Origin of the sequence: Cupriavidus malaysiensis (genome assembly GCF_001854325.1) — a bacterium.
Classification (GTDB): Bacteria; Pseudomonadota; Gammaproteobacteria; order Burkholderiales; family Burkholderiaceae; genus Cupriavidus; species Cupriavidus malaysiensis.
In genome coordinates this window covers 1701376-1719419 of record NZ_CP017755.1, presented here as the reverse complement: position 1 = coordinate 1719419, position 18044 = coordinate 1701376, and the positions used below count along the sequence as shown (strand labels likewise).

At 61.6% G+C, this 18044-nt stretch carries 17 protein-coding genes, 1 tRNA gene and 3 pseudogenes; 13 read left to right on the top strand and 8 right to left on the bottom strand.

All coding sequences use genetic code 11. The annotated features are described in order from the left end of the window. Positions 1-2: 2 nt before the first annotated feature. Positions 3-344: a DUF6572 domain-containing protein gene (locus BKK80_RS36750; protein ID WP_156811483.1), complete on the bottom strand. Its 342-nt coding sequence runs from the start codon at positions 342-344 to the stop codon at positions 3-5. A 187-nt stretch (positions 345-531) separates the two neighbouring features. On the opposite strand from BKK80_RS36750, the pseudogene BKK80_RS27130 reads away from it, so the two are divergent. Beyond that, positions 532-994, top strand: a pseudogene (locus tag BKK80_RS27130) (helix-turn-helix domain-containing protein); the annotation flags it as partial. 564 nt (positions 995-1558) lie between these two features. Then, positions 1559-1650, top strand: a pseudogene (locus BKK80_RS36745) (SDR family oxidoreductase); the annotation flags it as partial. 51 nt (positions 1651-1701) lie between these two features. On the opposite strand, the gene BKK80_RS35890 reads toward BKK80_RS36745, so the two are convergent. Next, on the bottom strand, positions 1702-2592 hold the full coding sequence (locus BKK80_RS35890; RefSeq protein WP_231908129.1) for a LysR family transcriptional regulator: 891 nt from the start codon (positions 2590-2592) through the stop codon (positions 1702-1704). A gap of 115 nt (positions 2593-2707) precedes the next feature. Here BKK80_RS35890 and BKK80_RS27125 point away from each other — a divergent pair, with 115 nt between their 5' ends. The 5 genes and pseudogenes from BKK80_RS27125 to BKK80_RS27105 form a co-directional block, all read left to right on the top strand. Further along, positions 2708-3643 (top strand): ABC transporter permease, encoded by a 936-nt coding sequence (locus tag BKK80_RS27125; RefSeq protein ID WP_236903799.1) that lies wholly within the window; start codon positions 2708-2710, stop codon positions 3641-3643. Between the two features lie 5 nt (positions 3644-3648). Beyond that, positions 3649-3792: a hypothetical protein gene (locus BKK80_RS37570; protein ID WP_232346377.1), complete on the top strand. Its 144-nt coding sequence runs from the start codon at positions 3649-3651 to the stop codon at positions 3790-3792. Continuing rightward, a complete protein-coding gene (locus BKK80_RS27120) occupies positions 3789-5024 on the top strand; it encodes a pyridoxal phosphate-dependent aminotransferase (protein ID WP_071072038.1) in 1236 nt (411 codons plus the stop codon). The genes BKK80_RS37570 and BKK80_RS27120 overlap by 4 nt, the downstream gene beginning before the upstream one ends. A gap of 41 nt (positions 5025-5065) precedes the next feature. After that, on the top strand, positions 5066-5938 hold the full coding sequence (locus tag BKK80_RS27115; RefSeq protein WP_071022580.1) for a phosphonopyruvate hydrolase: 873 nt from the start codon (positions 5066-5068) through the stop codon (positions 5936-5938). Positions 5939-6802: 864 nt separating this feature from the next. Then, a pseudogene (locus BKK80_RS27105) lies at positions 6803-7108 on the top strand (IS6 family transposase); the annotation flags it as partial. A gap of 126 nt (positions 7109-7234) precedes the next feature. Here BKK80_RS27105 and BKK80_RS36740 read toward each other — a convergent pair. The 3 genes from BKK80_RS36740 to BKK80_RS27095 form a co-directional block, all read right to left on the bottom strand. Further along, entirely contained in the window at positions 7235-7375 is a 141-nt protein-coding gene (locus BKK80_RS36740; RefSeq protein ID WP_157903349.1) for a hypothetical protein, read from the bottom strand. A gap of 52 nt (positions 7376-7427) precedes the next feature. Further along, positions 7428-8651: an RtcB family protein gene (locus BKK80_RS27100; protein ID WP_071020211.1), complete on the bottom strand. Its 1224-nt coding sequence runs from the start codon at positions 8649-8651 to the stop codon at positions 7428-7430. Positions 8652-8711: 60 nt separating this feature from the next. Further along, positions 8712-8783, bottom strand: a tRNA-OTHER gene (locus BKK80_RS27095). 331 nt (positions 8784-9114) lie between these two features. On the opposite strand from BKK80_RS27095, the gene rtcR reads away from it, so the two are divergent. The 6 genes from rtcR (at position 9115) to BKK80_RS27070 (ending at position 14219) form a co-directional block, all read left to right on the top strand. Further along, a complete protein-coding gene (gene rtcR / locus BKK80_RS27090; RefSeq protein ID WP_071020214.1) occupies positions 9115-10701 on the top strand; it encodes an RNA repair transcriptional activator RtcR in 1587 nt (528 codons plus the stop codon). Positions 10702-11109: 408 nt separating this feature from the next. Next, positions 11110-11808, top strand: a complete 699-nt coding sequence (locus BKK80_RS27085; protein WP_071020217.1) for a hydrolase — start codon at positions 11110-11112, stop codon at positions 11806-11808. Positions 11809-11900: 92 nt separating this feature from the next. After that, positions 11901-12077, top strand: coding sequence for a hypothetical protein (locus tag BKK80_RS36735; protein ID WP_156811485.1), 177 nt, complete (start codon positions 11901-11903; stop codon positions 12075-12077). Between the two features lie 14 nt (positions 12078-12091). Continuing rightward, positions 12092-12718 (top strand): hydrolase, encoded by a 627-nt coding sequence (locus tag BKK80_RS27080; protein ID WP_071039961.1) that lies wholly within the window; start codon positions 12092-12094, stop codon positions 12716-12718. 208 nt (positions 12719-12926) lie between these two features. After that, complete coding sequence (locus BKK80_RS27075) at positions 12927-13502, top strand: P-loop nucleotide/nucleoside kinase family protein (protein ID WP_231908131.1); 576 nt, start codon at positions 12927-12929, stop codon at positions 13500-13502. Positions 13503-13757: 255 nt separating this feature from the next. Further along, positions 13758-14219: a hypothetical protein gene (locus BKK80_RS27070; RefSeq protein ID WP_156811486.1), complete on the top strand. Its 462-nt coding sequence runs from the start codon at positions 13758-13760 to the stop codon at positions 14217-14219. 75 nt (positions 14220-14294) lie between these two features. Here BKK80_RS27070 and BKK80_RS27065 read toward each other — a convergent pair whose 3' ends face one another. The 3 genes from BKK80_RS27065 to BKK80_RS27055 form a co-directional block, all read right to left on the bottom strand. Continuing rightward, a complete protein-coding gene (locus BKK80_RS27065) occupies positions 14295-15404 on the bottom strand; it encodes an aromatic ring-hydroxylating oxygenase subunit alpha (protein ID WP_071020224.1) in 1110 nt (369 codons plus the stop codon). Between the two features lie 199 nt (positions 15405-15603). Then, complete coding sequence (locus tag BKK80_RS27060; protein WP_071020226.1) at positions 15604-16191, bottom strand: cysteine hydrolase family protein; 588 nt, start codon at positions 16189-16191, stop codon at positions 15604-15606. A 411-nt stretch (positions 16192-16602) separates the two neighbouring features. Then, a complete protein-coding gene (locus BKK80_RS27055; protein WP_071020229.1) occupies positions 16603-17949 on the bottom strand; it encodes a CitMHS family transporter in 1347 nt (448 codons plus the stop codon). Positions 17950-18044: the final 95 nt, after the last annotated feature.

The window sequence follows — 18044 nt, the reverse complement described above, 5'->3', positions numbered from 1 at the left end:
GCCTAAGACATATCGCCATCGTATCCTTTGCCTGAGTGACGCAGGAGGAGTGAAGCTCCATAGGTCTCTACGATCTCGTTGGCTCGCACCAAGAATTGCATCGCGCTTTCATCTGGTCGGAACCTTGAGATGACGTCCACGATAAGCTGGCGACGCTTTGCCTCAGGATAGGATGCATAAATCTCACCAGACTCGATAAAGCCGAGATATGTATTGATTTTCTCTTGAAGTAGTTGCAGGTGTTTCAAGTCCCAGGGGAGCGGGTCGATGATGCTTAGATGAACCGCACCTGTCACTGCATCTATGCCAATTGCATCAATGATTTCACTGCGCTCTACCGTCATTGCTCATTCTGCCGGCTTGGATTTCGGACATTTTAACTTAGCCAGCGACCGGACATTTCAACTTAGCCTGGACAAAGGATGTTACGGCCAAATAGTATTGTCGTACTTGGGCCAACTAGAACTGTCGCAGCGCTTGTCGGCCCTGGCAAGCTGGCGGCTTTCCGTCCGTCCGAGACTGGAGGCCGCCATGGGCAAGCCCGAGATCCTGACCGTGACGATGCGCGAACTGGACCGACTCAAGGTGATACAGGCCGTGGTGGAGCACGGCCTGGCGGTCTGGCGCGCCGCCGAGAAGCTGGGCTTGTCGCGCCGGCAGGTGGAGCGCTTGGCGCAGCGGTACCGGGCGGATGGGCCGAGCGGCCTCGCTTCGCGCAAGCAGCGGCCGCCCCAGCAACCGCCAGTTGCCGCCCGGCCTGGAGGCTCGCGTGCGCGGACTGATCCGTGACAGCTACGCCGACTTTGGCCCGACCCTGGCGGCCGAGAAGCTGCGCGAGCGGCACGGTATTGAGATTTCCAAGGCTTGTGTTCGCCGGATCATGATCGATGCCGGCTTCTGGGTGCCCCGGAAACTGCGCCCGCCTAAGGTGCACCACCCGAGGAACCGCCGCGCCTGCCTGGGCGAGCTGGTGCAGATCAACGGGAGCGACCACGCTCACCGGACGAGTCCATATATCGGCGAAGGCAGCATCCAACAACGCCTCATCGGATCGACCATAAACCTCGTCGATGAATGCAATGTCAGTCCCCTCTGGGAATATCAAATCAAACTGCTCGCCTGTCGCTGCGAGCGCGGCCACGACAAAGCATGGACTTGAACGACCGCTTCTGGCCGAACCCGGTCGGCAACCGCCTGGTCGCCACCGATCTGAGCCAAGCGTCCCTAACCGGCCTGGCCGAGGCGCGACACCTTGCCGGCGTCCGAGCGATAGCCCCGGCCGGGCACGCGGCTCCGCGGTCCCCCGCCAGCATGCGGACAGTTGAACTTGGCGCCACCGCGCCGCCACCGCCCCACCCGGCGCGAGACGCCGTCGCGTCAGGCCAGCCCCACCGCCCCACCGAAACCCTGCCAAAGCCTCCCACTCCGCATAAAAAGCACGCTCGTGCCGACAGCCAGCCACGCGACACCTGAGAACCGCCTAGACACTAACTGTAGGAGCAACGCGGTAATGTCCGGTTCTAGCAAAGCTGCGGCGGTCCTCCAAAGAAGCGCAACAATGGACTTCGGACTGCAAGGCAAACATGCCAGGTATGCGGCGCGAGCAAAGGGCTGGGCTTTGCATGTGCCGATGTGCTGGCCGCCGAAGGCCGCAAACCGTATTAAATCTGTCACCGTTGCGACCGTAAATGTGTCAACACACTATTCGTCCTGCAGGCGCCTTCGGAGGGCACCTTTGAACCAACGACAGAACTCCTGAGCCACCCGAACGTTCTTACCCTGCGGGTGAACATACGCTGTATAGCTCGCGCCCGAAGCAACGCGCTGGTCATCCGCCAGCACAAGCGTACCGTCACGCAGTTGATCCCGCACAAGAATACTCGGGACAATCAGCAGGCCAGCACCACCAATTGCGGCGGCCACGGCCAAGAACAGATGGTCGTAGACTGCGCTGACATGAAGGCGTTCAGGCGAAATATCCTTCGCTACAGCCCACACTGGAATTGCATCCGGCCTTGACCTGGCTGCGATTAGTGGCCACCGGGACGGCGCAACCGCGCGATGTGTTGTAGCGACAGAAGGCGAACCCACGCACACCAACTCCTCGCGAATCAGCTCCCAACTCTCCGTACCTGGCAGGCTCTGGTCACGGGTGATTAGCACATCAAAGAGTTCCTGCGCCTGAGGAGCAGATAGCGACGTTATCAGGTCGACTTGTACGGGATTCCGAGCTGTGAAGGCTCCCAGCACAGGCACGATGACCGTCATCGCGAAGCTCGGCATCGAGGTACGCACCGTCAATCGGTCCGGCGTATACCGTGCTTGCGCCATCTGCTGCGTGGCCAATTCAATCGTCGAGACAGCGTCCTTTACCGCGTCATAGAACTGGGTACCTGCCGGTGTCATTGCAATGTTTGAACCTTTTCGCTCAAACAATGGGCGATCCGCCAGAGCCTCCAGGGTGGCAATGTGCCTGCTCACCGCGCTTTGGGTGATGCCCAAGGCCTCACCTGCCCGCGTGAAGTTCCCGTGTCTACCAACAGTAACGAACACGCGGATTGCTATCAGGGGTACATCTGCGTTTTTCAGCATGAGTAAAACTCATTGTTTCCCAATGAAAGCCTGATGGGCAGCGGGAGAGAGCATAGTATAGCCTTGAACAAACGCCTACGATTCCTTCGCCGCCAAAACCCACAAGGAGACGAAGGTGAAGTTCAAGCGTGCATCAATGCCATGCGGAATGCTCATACTGGAGAGTCTTGGCATTCGAAGTTCAGTTGCCGCGGAAGTTGTCCTGTACTCATCTAACGACGTCGAGACGGTCAACCGTGTCGTCGAGCAGTTCACCAAAGAGAATCCCGGCATCAAGGTGTTAGTAGTACGTGCCAGTAGGAACCTGGAGGAAGCAGCCCTTAGCTTGGCGCGCCCACTCGGGAAGGTCCTGTCTGGCGTCACAACACCGCTGGTCTTGTCCTCCGTGTTCTCCGGTGCATTGATTGTCTTCGCACATGTAATCGGTGGCTTCGGAGTACCAGCGATCCTTGGTGCTCGCACGCCAGTACTTGCGGTGAAAGCCTATAACGAGTTCGTCAGCGAGATGGGTGGCAACCCGACCGTGGCTTCCCTGCTTGTGTTCCTTGGCATCGGAATGCTGCTGATTCAGAAGGGTATTGTTGAACGTAGACAGTTCCAGATGGAGTCAGGTCGGACCCCAGCACCGCTGACCATTTCCGGCTGGCGAGCCAAGCTCGCTATTACTTGCGTACTCGCCGTGGTCGGGCTATCGCTGCTGCCGACACTCGTGGTGACTGTCACGGCAATCACTCCGTCGGTCGGCCCCGTGCTGCAGTATGGCGGCTTCACACTGAGCCACATTCAGTACGCGCTTTTCCGTGCACCGGAGCCACTATTTAATTCCCTAACCTTGGCGACAGTTGTAACCGTCGCCGGTGTGTTGTTCTCAGTTTCCACGGCCTACCTGGTCGTCAAACGGGCTTATCTTCTCAGTCGCACCCTGGACGGACTTGTAATGCTGCCGCTGGCAGTTGCGGGAACAGTCTTTGGCATCGCGCTGACCAACTACTTCAACAGCGGTTGGCTCGTGCTGACAGGAAGTTGGCTGTCTTGTACTTCGGAGGCATGAACACAATGCCTATCGAGATTTTTCAGCAAATCGACAGCGGCCGCCTTGCACTTGCCTGTGCATATAGTTTGCTGCTTCTCCTGACAATCTTCATCCCGCTGGCGCTTGATCGCTGGGCACTCCACCTCAAAATAGGAGCGATTGAATGACAGCCACCGACAACTTCCACAGGAATTTCCTGGCACATCGTGTCCTTGGGGCCAAGCCATCGGCCACGAAAGAGATGACTCGCCTTTCTGCGCAGCTCAAGCGAGAAGGCCACGATGTCATTACGCTCAGCCAGGGGGAACCGGATTTTCCGACGCCCGAGCATATTCGTGAGGCGGCTAAAGCTGCCATCGACCGCAATGAGTCGCGATACACGGATGTTGCCGGCACGCTTGCACTGCGCGAAGCCGTCGTCCGCAAGTTCCAGCTTGACAATGGTCTGACCTTCAGCCCACAGCAAATTCAGGTCGGATGCGGGGCTAAGCAACTGCTATATAACGCGCTGCAGGCAACCGTCAATCCGGGCGACGAAGTGGTGATCCCCACCCCAGCGTGGGTTTCTTATCCGGAGATGGTCCAGCTTGCAGGGGGCCAGCCAGTCATCGTCCGCTGTAGTGCAGCCTCTGGCTTCAAGTTGACACCGGATCAGCTCAAAGAAGCGCTCTCACCACGGACCAAATGGCTGATGCTCAACTCTCCATCCAATCCGTCGGGTGCGGTCTACAGCCACAGCGAACTCGCCGCATTAGCGGAAGTACTGCTCCGGCATCCGCACGTGTGGATCTTGGCCGACGACATCTATGAGTTGATTCGCTATGACGATACGCCATTCGCCACGCCCGCAGCGGTCACGCCGGAACTTGCTGCACGTACCCTGACCATTAACGGGGTCTCCAAAGCCTACGCCATGACAGGCTGGCGGGTGGGATTTGGAGCTGGCCCATTGGAACTCATCCAGGCCATGAACCTGGTTCAGTCGCAGTCGACGTCACACACCAGCTCAATTAGCCAGGCCGCCTCAATCGCCGCACTGGATGGTCCGATGGACTTCCTGCCCGGCTTCGTTGAGACGTTTCGCCAGCGCCGGGATAGCATTGTTGCGCGTCTTCGTTCCATTGACGGCATCACATGCGACGTCCCGCCAGGTGCCTTCTATGCATTCCCCGGATGCCACGATCTGCTTGGCCGACGCGATGCAGCCAACAACCTGATTTCTTCCGACAGCGATCTGGCGATGTTCATTCTGAAGACGGCTGGGGTAGCAGTGGTGCCCGGTATTGCGTTCGGGTTGCCCGGACACTTCCGCATTTCTTATGCCGCGTCCGACAGTGAGCTCGAAGAGGCGATGAATCGGATCGCTACTGCATGCGCTCAATTGCGCTGGGAACTATGAGCTCGATTCTTGAGACCCTCACCAAACACAGAACTTTGCAGATGACAAAAAACCAGACTCTTCGAAGGGCCCTCGAAGACGGCAAGCTCTTCACTGCCATGGCGGCGCACAATCCTCTTAGCGCAAAACTGGCAGAGGAAGCCGGCTTTGGCGGAATTTGGGGCAGCGGCTTTGAGCTTTCTGCCAGCTACGCCGTGCCCGATGCCAACATCCTCTCGATGGGACTCCATCTGGAGATGATGCGGGCAATTGCCTCCGTGGTGTCCATCCCTCTCATTGCAGATATCGATACCGGCTTTGGGAACGCAGTAAATGTCAACTACATCGTTCGGCAATATGAAGAGGCCGGAGCATCCGCAATTGTCATGGAGGACAAGACGTTCCCCAAGGACACGAGCTTGCGCGAGGCCGGCCGCCAGGATCTTGTGAGGATTGAAGAGTTTCAGGGGAAAGTCGCCTCAGCAGTAGATGCACGTCGGGATGCCGATCTTGTCGTCGTAGCACGTACCGAGGCGTTGATTGCCGGCCGAGGCCAGGCAGAAGCTATCGAACGCGGCTTGGCGTACGAGGAAGCTGGCGCAGACGCGATTCTGATTCACTCCAAACAGAAGACGCCTGACGAGGTGCTCGACTTCATCCGTGCCTGGCCTGGAAGGATTCCTTTGGTTTTGGTCCCTACTGCCTATCCCCAACTGACCGAGCCGGACATTGAGGCTCTTCGGAAGGTTGGCATCGTGATCTACGGAAACCACGCGATCCGCGCGGCCGTTGGCGCCATGAAGGATGTCTTTGCAACGATTCGGAGAGATAGAGGGATTCGCCAGGTCGACTCATATCTACCGTCTGTGAAGGAGATCATTGCCCTCCAAGGTGATGAACACATGCGCAGCATCGAATCCAGGTTCCTTCGATAGGTCAGATCAACCTCTTGCTGTGTCTGCTGCCGTACCCTCCGGCAGCGAATATCGTTACTCACGGGATCAAGCTTCTGCATATGGATTCAAATCTCTTCTCTTTCTCTGGTGGCAATGTCGCCCTCCCCAACACCGTCCTTTGTGATCGAGCCGATGGCGGCCACCTCCTCGTTCATCCGCCGCGACCTGTATGGGAACGAAGCGAACTTACGCCAGAAGAGCTCGCGCAATGGTCGTACTTGGTAGCTGCGACGGGACGAGCTATGCTCGAGACCCTTCCTCAACTGCGAGATGGATGCCTGAACTATTGGGAAGCGGGAAACTGGACTCTCAATGACGCTGCACCGCCAGTTGGCCCTAAGAATGTTCAGGATCACCGTCGTGTACATCTTCACGTATTGGGTCGAAGTCGCCAAGCACATCACCCCGACTGGCGGTGGGGTGAGTCACCAAGGTTTCCGGACTACGTCCATAAGGGAGCCTGGGCAGCGAAATTCATACCGTTGACGCGCACCGAATGCGAATTGGTGTCTCATCGCATTTCGGAAATCTTGCGGGATTATTACCAGGTTTCGTACTGATAGCCATTTGAATGGCTCTATAGTCTATCTCACCTTCCATACTGCGCAAGGCGGGGCAGATTCTACCGTTCGATGGCATTTATAATCGACCTCATCGGCTAGTAGCATGATTTCGAACCACCAGTTACCAACTGAATTCCGGGCACGCGAGATCGGCTCCCAGGCAACCGAGGTCTCGGTCCACGTAGGCGTGCTGAACTGCAACTCGATGCGCCGCAGGGTTCTGTCGCAATAAGCATCCGGTAGACTGTGCCGATGTTGAACACAGTGCGCATTGGCAGACATGAATCTGGAAATGGCGAAGGTCTTGAGGCGTCTGCACTACCCGCTGGAGGTAATGCTGACTTGCGTGCGCTGGTACGTCGCCTATCCGCTGAGCCTGCTGCATCTCGAGGAGATGATGGACGAGCGCGGCGTCTCGGTCGATCACTCGACCGTACATCGTTGGGCGCTCAAGATGCTGCCGGTGCTTAACAAACTCTTTCGCCGGCACAAACGCCCGGCGGGAAAGAGTTGGCGCATGGATGAAACCTACATCCTGGTACGCGGCCAGTGGAAGTATCTGTACCGGGCAGTCGACAAGGCGGGCCTTTCTTGACTCGCTAGAACTCGCCAAGAAAAAGCTCGTCCCTCATTGAATCGGTGGATGCCGATTCAGCAGTCCAGCCACATGTAAGATCGACCGAACGTGAAGCTCCTATCGTTATCCGCCAGATCAAATACCTGAACAACATCGTCGAGGAATCTTCACCCCGTGATGGCGCTCGACGTTCTCCAGTTCCGCCATGAAGCGCGCGCGCACCTCCGGCGCCACCGGATGGGCGCTGCGCAAAGTTTGTGGTTCGGCAAACTGCATGGTTCCTCTCTCTGTCGACGGGGGACGGACTGCGCCCTCCCCCCTTCTTGCCCTACCCCTTCACGCACACCACCTGGCGTAGCGTGTGGACGATTTCGACCAGGCTGCGTTGCGCTGCCATGACCGCATCGATGTCCTTGTATGCCATCGGGATCTCGTCGATCACGGCTTCGTCCTTGCGGCACTCCACATGCGCGGTGGCTTTCACCTGATCCGCCACCGTAAAGCGGCGCTTGGCTTCGGTGCGGCTCATCGTGCGTCCCGCGCCGTGGCTGCATGAGCAAAAGCTCTCCGGATTACCCAGGCCGCGCACGATGAAGCTCTTCGCTCCCATCGACCCCGGAATGATTCCGAGTTGTCCCTTTTGCGCCGATACGGCGCCCTTGCGGGTCACGTACACATCGGTGTCGAAGTGGCGCTCCCTTTGCACGTAGTTGTGATGGCAGTTCACCGCGTGCTCGTCGACGCTGAACGGCTTGCCGATCACCCCGCGCGCAGCGGCGATCACGGCCGCCATCATCACCTCGCGATTGCGGCGGGCGTACTCCTGCGCCCAGCCGACCGCCTCGACATAGTCATCGAAGTGCCGGCTTCCCTCCTCGAAGTAGGCCAGATCGCGGTCGGGCAGGTTCGCGATGTGCTGGCGCATGTCCTGCTGCGCCAGCTCGATGAACAGTGAGCCAATGGCATTGCCCACGCCTCGCGAGCCGCTATGCAACATGAACCAGACACTGCCGGCTTCGTCCAGGCAGACCTCGATGAAATGATTGCCGGTACCGAGCGTACCCAGGTGGACGTAGTTGTTGGTCTTCTCCAGCTTCGGATACTTCTGGCGAATCTGGTCGAAGCCCGGAGCCAACGTCTTCCACACCTCGTCCACGTGGTGCGGCGCACGCTCTCCCCACGCGCCGGGATCGCGTCGGCCCGGTGCGCGGCCGTGCGGTACGGCGCGCTCGATCGCGCGGCGCAGCGCCGCCAGCGAATCGGGCAGATCGGCTGCCTTCAGCGTCGTGCGCACGGCCATCATGCCGCAGCCGATATCGACGCCGACCGCGGCCGGAATAATGGCCCCCTGCGTGGGAATCACAGAACCGATCGTCGAGCCCTTGCCCAGGTGAACGTCCGGCATCACCGCCAGATGGCGGAACACGAACGGCATGCTGGCGGTATTGCGCAGTTGGCGGCGGGCGTCGTCCTCGACGGCCACGCCGTTCGTCCACATCTTCACTGGCTTACCGTGCGCCAGTTCCATCAGTTGATAGTCGATTGCACTCATCTTGAATCCTGAATTCTGAATTCCGAGATACACCAATAACAAGACTGCCCGTTCAGGACAGTGTTCGGGCGGGATTCGAACCCGCCACCTGCAGGCCGAAGCCGACTGCTCTACCCGATGAGCTTCCGAACAGTGCGGGATGCCCAGGGAATCGAGCCCAGGCGAAGCGCCAAGCGCCCCCGATCGCCTTCCTCCGCGCATGGCGGCATACGCCGTCGCAACAAACCCAGGTTCGGCGATGGCGCACGAGCAGGGCGGTTGAGAACCCTCGCTCGCGGGCCAGCGGGACATCCGGCTGAACCAGATTTAGCGAGGAGTGTGCCAACAGCCAGGGACTGAACGGATGATATTCTTAAGCCATTGATTCAAAAGCATTTTAGCCCCATCCAGCAACAGTTGGCAGGCTAGCTCATATCGCAATCTTTGATAATATCTTCGCGTTACTTATCTTCTGAGATACGTTATGCGCAAGACCGTCGCCATCGGCTTCCTTGGCACCGTGCTCGACCTCGGTGGTCGGGACAAGCGTTGGCGGAAATGGCGGCCAACGATCAGCCTCTGCAGCCAGCCCGACCTGCCCATCGACCGGCTGGAACTGTTGCACCCGCCCAGTCACGCCAGGCTGGCGCAGCGCATCGCCGACGACATCTCCACTTGCTCGCCGCGCACCGAAGTCAGGCTCGCGCCGATCTCGATCCACGATCCCTGGGATTTCGAGCAGGTCTACGCCACGCTGCATGACTTCGCACGCGACTACCCCTTCGACCTGGAGCAAGAGGATTACCTGCTGCACATCACCACGGGCACACACGTCGCGCAGATCTGCTGGTTCCTGCTGGCGGAGGCGCGATACCTTCCCGCCCGACTGGTGCAGACGTCTCCACCTCCGCCTACCGACGAGGGGCCTGGCGGGCCGGGCAGCGTCTCCGTGATCGACCTCGATCTCTCGCGATACAACCGCATCGCCCAACGCTTTCGCCGCGAACGGGACGAAACGGTGTCGTTCCTCAAGGCCGGCATCGCCACACGGAACCCACGCTTCAATGCCTTGATCGAGCAACTGGAGCGGGTCGCCGCCCGCTCGCGCGCACCGATGCTGCTGGTCGGCCCGACCGGGGCCGGCAAGTCATTCCTGGCCAAGCGTGTCTACGAGTTGAAACGCGGGCGCCACCAGATATCAGGCCCCTTCATCGAGATCAACTGCGCCACCTTGCGCGGCGATGCGGCAATGTCCACGCTCTTCGGCCATGTCAAGGGCGCCTTCACGGGAGCACAGAGTGCGCGGGCCGGCCTGCTGCGGGCAGCGGATGCAGGCCTGCTGTTCCTCGACGAGATCGGCGAACTCGGGCTCGACGAGCAGGCCATGCTGCTCAAGGCCATCGAGGAAAAGCGCTTCCTGCCGGTCGGCGCCGACAAGGAAATCGAGAGCGATTTCCAGTTGATCGCCGGCACGCACCGTGATCTACGGCGCATGGTCGCTGCCGGCTCGTTCCGGGAGGATCTGTACGCGCGAATCAATCTCTGGACCTATGCGCTGCCGGGACTCGCCGAGCGGCGCGAGGATATTGAACCGAACCTGGACTTCGAGCTGGACCGTATCGGCCGGGAACAAGGCGAACTGGTGCGTTTCAACGTGGAGGCAAAGCGCCGCTACCTGGCGTTTGCCACATCAACCCAGGCAGCCTGGGCTGGCAACTTCCGTGAGCTATCCGCATCGGTAACGCGCATGGCTACGCTGGCGGATGCCGGCCGCATCACCGAGGCGGTGGCCAGCGAGGAAGTGCAGCGGCTTCAGGGAACGTGGAGCATGGACGGCGAGCAGGGCCTGGTCGACACCGTTCTTGGTGCGCAGGCCGGTGAACTGGACCTGTTCGATCGCGTGCAATTGGAGCAAGTGCTGGAGGTATGCCGGTCATCTGCCAGCCTGTCCGAAGCTGGGCGCGTGCTGTTCGCCGTGTCTCGCCAGAGCAAGAAGCAAGCGAACGATGCCGACCGCCTGAGGAAGTATCTTGCGCGTTTCGGCATCGAGTGGGAGCAAATTCCCCGGTAACCGCCCCCCTCTCCGGCCGTCCGCCCGGCCAGGCGAATCGCGTGATTTTCATGTCAATCAACGGCTTGCCATGGATATGGCGGAAACATCGGGCGCGACTTTGTGGTGGCCTGCCCCGGGGAGCATCATCGTGGCAGGGTGGCATGCCGGCAGCACCGCCCTGCCTCACACCACGCGGCACGACCGATCCATCGACCCGGGGCGCTTTCGCACCGAATCGCTGCCCCCTCACCTTTGCTCCAGAAGCCGTTCCCTGCAAATTCAAAATATTTGAATAAAATATCCGTCAAACGATCGCTTTGAGTAAAGCTATCGCCACTATAGTTCTCCCCATGGCAGCGCACAAAAGAAAGCGACGCCGGCAGAAAACTTCAATTCCATTGAATCAGACCGCACAGGGAGAACCCCATGACCAACGCCAAGCTCGAAGTCCTGACTCCGCACAACAGCCAGCTCATCTTCATCGACCACCAGCCGCAGATGGCCTTCGGCGTGCAGTCGATGGACCGCCAGACCATGAAGAACAACGTGGTCGGCCTGGCAAAGGCGGCCAAGATCTTCGACATCCCGACCACCATCACCACGGTCGAGTCTGACTCGTTCTCGGGCTATACCTACCCCGAACTGCTCGATGTGTTCCCGGGCAAGCAGACGCTCGAACGCACCTCGATGAACTCGTGGGACGATCAGAAGGTGCGCGACGCGCTGGCCGCCAACGGCCGCAAGAAGGTGATCGTCGCCGGCCTCTGGACCGAGGTCTGCAACACCACGTTCGCGCTCTGCGCGATGCTCGAAGGCGACTACGAGATCTATATGGTGGCCGACGCTTCGGGCGGCACCACCAAGGAAGCGCACGACTACGCGATGCAGCGCATGGTGCAGGCCGGCGTGGTGCCGGTGACCTGGCAGCAGGTGCTGCTCGAATGGCAGCGCGACTGGAAGAACCGCGATACGTACGACGCGGTCATGCAGGTGGTCAAGGAACACTCGGGTGCCTACGGCATGGGCGTGGACTACGCTTACACGATGGTCCACAAGGCAGAGCAGCGCACCGCCACCAGGCACGAGTCGCTGGCGCCCGTCCATGCGCAGGTGATCGAACGCTGATCCTGCATGCACCGACCGGGCGCTCCGCTCCATAGCGCGCCCGGTCATCCCAATGCAAAGGCCTGACCGACCATCCACTTCCTTCCGGACTGATGATGAAGAGCATCAAGAAGATTGCCAGCAGCTGGGAACTCACTGCGTTTGCGTTTGCCAGCGGATTCCTGAGGCATGCTCATACCTCATCCTCTCTCGGCATCCTCGCCGGCACGCTGGCGGTGGGCGGATTGGTCGCAGGCCGCGGCCTGAAGCTCGATCGCATTCCCAGATAAACAGGAGAACTCCCATGTCCAAGCTACCGTTGCTCGAACCCGCCGATTGCGCGTTGATCCTCGTCGATGAACAAGCAGGCCTTGCCTTCGCCGCAGGCTCTCAAGACCCCCAGATCCTGCGCAGCAACGGGCTTGCGGTCGCAAAGACGGCCGTCGCCTTTGACCTGCCGGTGGTGGTTTCCACTTCAGCCTCGAAGGTATACAGCGGCCCGCTGATGCCGGCTTTCCGCGAAGTGCTGCCGAACATCACGCCGATCGAGCGCCGCAATATGAACCTATGGGAAGACGACGCGGTGCGCAGCGCGATCACGGCGACCGGAAAGCGCACGCTGATCATTGCGGGCCTGCTGACGGAGGCCTGCGTCAGTTTTCCGGTTCTGTCGGCGCTGTCCGAGGGCTATCAGGTCGTCGTCGTTGCCGATGCTTGCGGCGGACTGACGCCGACAAGCCATGACCTGGCCTTGCGGCGGATGGCTTCTGCTGGCGCCGTGATGACTTCCTGGCTCCAACTGCTTCTCGAATTCCAGAGAGACTGGACCCGCCACGACACCTATGAAAAGGCCCGCGCCATCGTGGTCGAGCATGGCGGCGGGTATGGCACAGGCCTCGCCTATGCGCGAGACATGATCAAGCCGGCCTGAGCGGCCGCCACGCAGGCGCTTGACGCGCTGCGGACCGCTTGCACTTGGGACCGGGATTGCTTAACCTATGCCGATGCACCGATCGCCTACCCACTCGATTATTCGCGCCGACATTGACCCGGCGGGATAGCTTTCGACTGCAACTATGTCACGACAACCCGCCCAGGAGGCGGGTTTCTGCTTTCTGGGCACCTGATGGAGAGACCTGATGGAGAGCCTGGAAATGCAGACTGCGAGCAAGGATGGTGAGGCGCTTACCCATGATGATGCGGTATTGCTGCATATGGTGTGCGGGAAGATCGCGGCCGGAAAATCGACGCTCACCGCGCTGCTCGCGCGCAATGCGCGCACGGTACTGATCAGCGAAGATGTCTGGTTGTCTCGCCTCTATCCGGGCGAGGTCCTGTCGATCGATGCCTACGTCCACCGCGCCAGGTGCATCAAGGACGTCCTGGCGGACCACATCCGTTCCCTGCTTGGCGCCGGCGTGTCCGTGGTGCTCGATGTTCCGTTCAACACAGTGGCCGCTCGCGCCTGGGGCCTCGCCATTGCGCAGGCCGCCGGCTGCGGACACCGGCTTCACTATCTCGATGTGAGCGATGCGGTCTGCAAGGCGCGCCTGCGCGCGCGGAATGCGCGGGGGGACCATCCTTTCCAGGCGTCGGACGCGGAGTTCGAGCGGATCACCAGTTACTTCGTACCGCCGCATCCATCCGAGGCGCTATGCATCGTGGCCTATGACGAAACAGGTGCCGTCTCCGATAGGAGTAAAGGCATGGATTGAGGGCGCGCCCAGCCCTCGCGCCGCCTATGCGGAACAGCCGCCTCGCTCGGATTGCCAGCCGCGCGACAGCTTTGCCTTCCCCTGCTGACCGGCCGGCAAGCGCCAAGGCACCTTGGCAGGGCGCGCACCGGCGGCAGTGGTCGGCACCGGGGCGGCTACGGCCGCGACCGAAATCCTTGCCTTGCATCAATCCGCGTCCATGGCATTCCCCTCAATATGGGGGAAAGCAGTACCCGACAAGCGTGGGAGGCAGAAATGAGTCTTGAACTGTGGGGAGCCATCGGCCTTCTGGCCCTTGTCATGGACGTGGTCACGATGTCCGGCCTGTTCCTCTGCGTGACACTTGCCGCGATATCCGGCGCGGTATCGACGCTGCTCGGGGCGGACTCGGTCGTATCCATCGGCATCGCGCTGGCGTCATTCGTCCTGGCCCGCTGGATCGGCAACAAGCTCGGCGCGGATGATGCCTTGCTGCGGTATGAGGAAACCGGCCATAACATCGTTTCCGATGATGGCGCGCGCGTGCATATCGCCCACTGGAACCACTATGACGAAACGCTGGTGGAATATCAGAACCGCATGTGGCCAGTCAAGCTGTTGGCTGGACACCAGCACAGGGTCGGTGATTATCGCGTGGTCGAGGTGAAGGAGCACCACCTTCTCATCGAGCCGCTGGGCCGGCGCTACTGGCCGAAGAGGCGGCCGCGCCACACCTGAAACTCCAGCCGGCAAACCCTGCCCAGGCTGCGCCGGCCCCGGAACCGGCGCAAACCGCGGCTGCCTTGGCTCGGTTCATGCCGCTCCGCTCACCTCGCGAATGGGGATCACGGTGCGGCCGCCGCAGTGGCGCAACAGGTCGCGCAGTTCATTGATGACCGGGAACACCTCCTGGTTCCAGTCGGCTCCCTGCCTGTCGTGGGCCTCTTGTTCGCGCTCGACGATCCAGCGGTCTTCCTTGAAGATGCGCTCCGTGAACCAGACCAGCAGCGGCCAGGCCAGGTCCAGGGCGAACGGAATGCCAGGCTTGCGGATGGAAAGCAGCCCGAAGGTCCGGTTGGTGCGCTGCGCCGCATCCAGCGGCACGTAGACGATCCACAGGTCCATCACCAGGGTGCCGTCGCCCGAACGGATCTTCAGGGTCTGGTACGGATAGCCGGTACGCACCGTCATCACGTCCTTGTCGTTCTGGTCGGCGCTGTTCTTGCTGGCCCCGAACACCAGCGCCTCGCCCACCGGCTGCTTGCCCTCCAGGCGCGAGAACGTGTAATCGACCTCCACCCAGTCCTCGCCGCGACGCCGGCCCAGGGAACGCGCGCGCATCTGCCCCATCTGCCGCCGGTGCAGGAACTGGTGGTTCATGTCCATCAGGTTCTCGTGCATGAACGAGTAGTGACACTTGACCTCGCGACCGAAGCGGCGCGTCTTGTACGCCGTGTCAGCCACCGATGGCAGGTCCGGCAGCGGCCGCTCGCCGGCGAGCGCCGCCGCGCCGGGAAAGACAAAGATCAGGCCGTGCGCCTCGCGGCAGGGATAGGCTCGCACGCCGTTGGGGAGGCGTTCCCGCCCGAGGTAAGGCACGTCGACGCAGCGGCCGGTGCCGTCATAGGTCCAGCCGTGATAGCCGCAGCGCAGGGACTCGCCTTCGACCACGCCCGCATGGAGCGGCACCTGCCGGTGCGCACAACGGTCTTCCAGTGCGAAGATGGCGCCGGACTCGGTACGGACCAGTACGATCGGCTCGCCGGCAAAGTGCACGCCGAGGGCCTTGCCCCGCTTGACCTCGCTGGACCAGGCCAGTGGATACCAATGATCGGGATGGATGGGGACACGGCGCAGGTCGCGCACGGGCGCGCTGGCGGGCGGGTCGATGGCACTGGTATCCGGCAACGGCACTGCATGCATGCGTGACGCCTCCTTGCATAGGGGGAGCTTCGACCGTCGCCACGAGCGGAACCATCCATCGGCGAACGGGGATCTGGCGCAGTCTACGCGAAGTCCGGCGAATGCTGCCGATTTCTGCTCTCGGCATAGGTGCTTCATCGTGCGGAAGCAAGAGGATCGAGATGGCGGCCATCCCGGCCGGCCTGCCCGCCCTGCTGGCCTACGCCAGCAGCCGCAAGGCATCAGCGAGCGAGAGCACCGTCGTGCGCGAATCGAACGCCGTGGCAAACAGATGATCGTGCACGACCGGATCCGGGTCGTAGCAGCAATCCTTGACGGTGAACAGGCGGAAGTCCGCATCGCTCGCATACGCGACCGACGACAGCACCACACCGGTCGACGCAATGCCCGCCATGATCAGGGTATTGATACCTTGCGCGGAAAGCCGCACCTGCAGGTCGGTCCCGAAGAACACGCTGGCACGGTGCGCGATGATGAGCGGCTCCGCGGCTTGCCGGCCGAGTTCCGGCGAGACCTGGTCGTCGACGAAAAGTCCAAGCTGCTTGATTCCCTGCCCGTTCCTGTTCAGCGGGCTGACTTCCGGATAGCCCGGGCCGAAGTGGATCTTGGCGAAATAGACGCTGACACCCTTGGCGCGCGCGGCATCGCACAGCTTGCGAGTGTTGGAGAGCAAGACGGGCGCGACCGATGGAAACAGCTGCAGGATGTCGGTCTGGTAGTGCATCACCACCAGGGCGGTCTGCGTGGGAACGATTGCCGGAACCTGCCTAGCCGCGGCACTTTCCATGCCGGCTTGATCGCCTGCGGAATGGACGGGCTCATGTTCGACGGATGGCGGCATAGGGATGCGCGGTCGAGAGGGAGGTTCGACTCTAGCACGGCCGTCATGATCGGATCGGCCCTCCAACTTCCCGTCGGCATGCCGCGCCCGCGGGACGGCGACGGCCCTGTCGCGGAAACAGAGCCCCGCTCAGGGCGAAGCGGACGGCGTAGGCGCCCCAGATCATGGTGCAAGGGATCTCCAGGCCATTCGCCTGCGGCGTCGTTTCCCCGTTCCATCCCTGCACCACGCCCGCGAGGCAAAAACAGGCGCCACCATGCAAGGCCGCCATCTGCGGCGTCTTGACCAGCTTGACGACTTCCGATTCCGCCGCCGGAACGACGTCCGCGCGGATCTCGCCGCGGCGCACGGCGATGGTCAGCCTGCCCGCCCCACCAGGGGAAAGAGCGCAAACCCGAGCGCAGCCACCAGCATGACCAGGCACACCATGGCGGCCCATTTGAGCGCGTAGCGCTGGTGGTCGCCGAACTCGACACCGGCCAGGCCCACCAGCAGGTAGGTGGACGGCACCAGCGGGCTGAGCAGGTGCACCGGCTGGCCGATCAGGGATGCCCGTGCCATCTCCGCCGGCGAGATGCCGTAGCCCTGGGCCGCCTCGGCGAGGATGGGCAGCACGCCGAAGTAGAAGGCATCGTTCGACATGAAGAAGGTGAAGGGCAGGCTCAGCAGCGCGGTCAGCACCGCCATGTACGGCCCCAGCACGTCGGGAATGACCGCCAGCAGGCTGCGCGACATCGCCTCCACCATGCCGGTGCCGGACAGGATGCCGGTGAAGATGCCGGCGGCGAAGATCAGCGAGACCACGGACAAGGCGTTGCCCGCATGGTGCGCCACGCGCCGGCGCTGCTCGGCGAGATCGGGATAGTTGATGATCAGCGCGACCGCGAAGCCGATCATGAACAGCACCGGCAGCGGCAGCACGCCCAGGATCAGGCTGACCATCAGCGCCAGCGTCAGCGCGGCATTCACCCACAGCAGGCGGGGACGGCGCAGGTCCGCGTCTTCCTCGGCCGCGGCGGCGGGACCGGAGACCGCGCAGTCCTCGTCGTAGCCCGCGTGCAGCGCAGCGCCGTCGGGCAAGGCCAGCACGCCGAGACGCCGGCGCTCGCGCAGGCCGAGCTTGACGGCCAGCAGCAGGATGGCGGCGACGGCGAGGCCCATCACGGGCAGCAGCGGCACGAAGATCTCGCCCGCGTCGACGTGCAGCGCGCTGGCCGCGCGCGCGGTCGGCCCGCCCCAGGGCGTCAGGTTCATCACGCCGCTGGCGAGCATGGCCAGGCAGGTCATCGAGAGCGGGTTCATGTCGAGGCGGCGGTATAGCGGCAGCATCGAGGCGACCACGATCATGTAGGTGGTGGAGCCGTCGCCGTCCAGCGAGATCACCAGCGCCAGCACTGTGGTGCCGACCACGATCTTCAGCGGATCGCCCTTCACCGCGCGCAGGATGCGGCCGACGATGGGGTCGAACAGGCCGGCATCGATCATCACGCCGAAATAGAGGATGGCGAACATCAGCATGACGCCGGTTGGCGCGATCTTGCGGATGCCGTCGAGCATCATCTTGTCGATGCCGGTGCCGAAGCCGCCGGCCAGCGCGAAGAGGATGGGAACGAGTATCAGCGCGACGAGCGGCGACAGCCGCTTGGCCATGATCAGCGTCATGAACGTGATCACCATGCCGAAGCCGAGCAAGGTCAGAAGCATGATGGGAACTGTCTCCTGGTGCACATTGGTATTGTCTGCCCGGCCGGGTGGCGGGCGGCGGAGGCGCGAGGTTAGGACAGAAAACCTGTCATCAA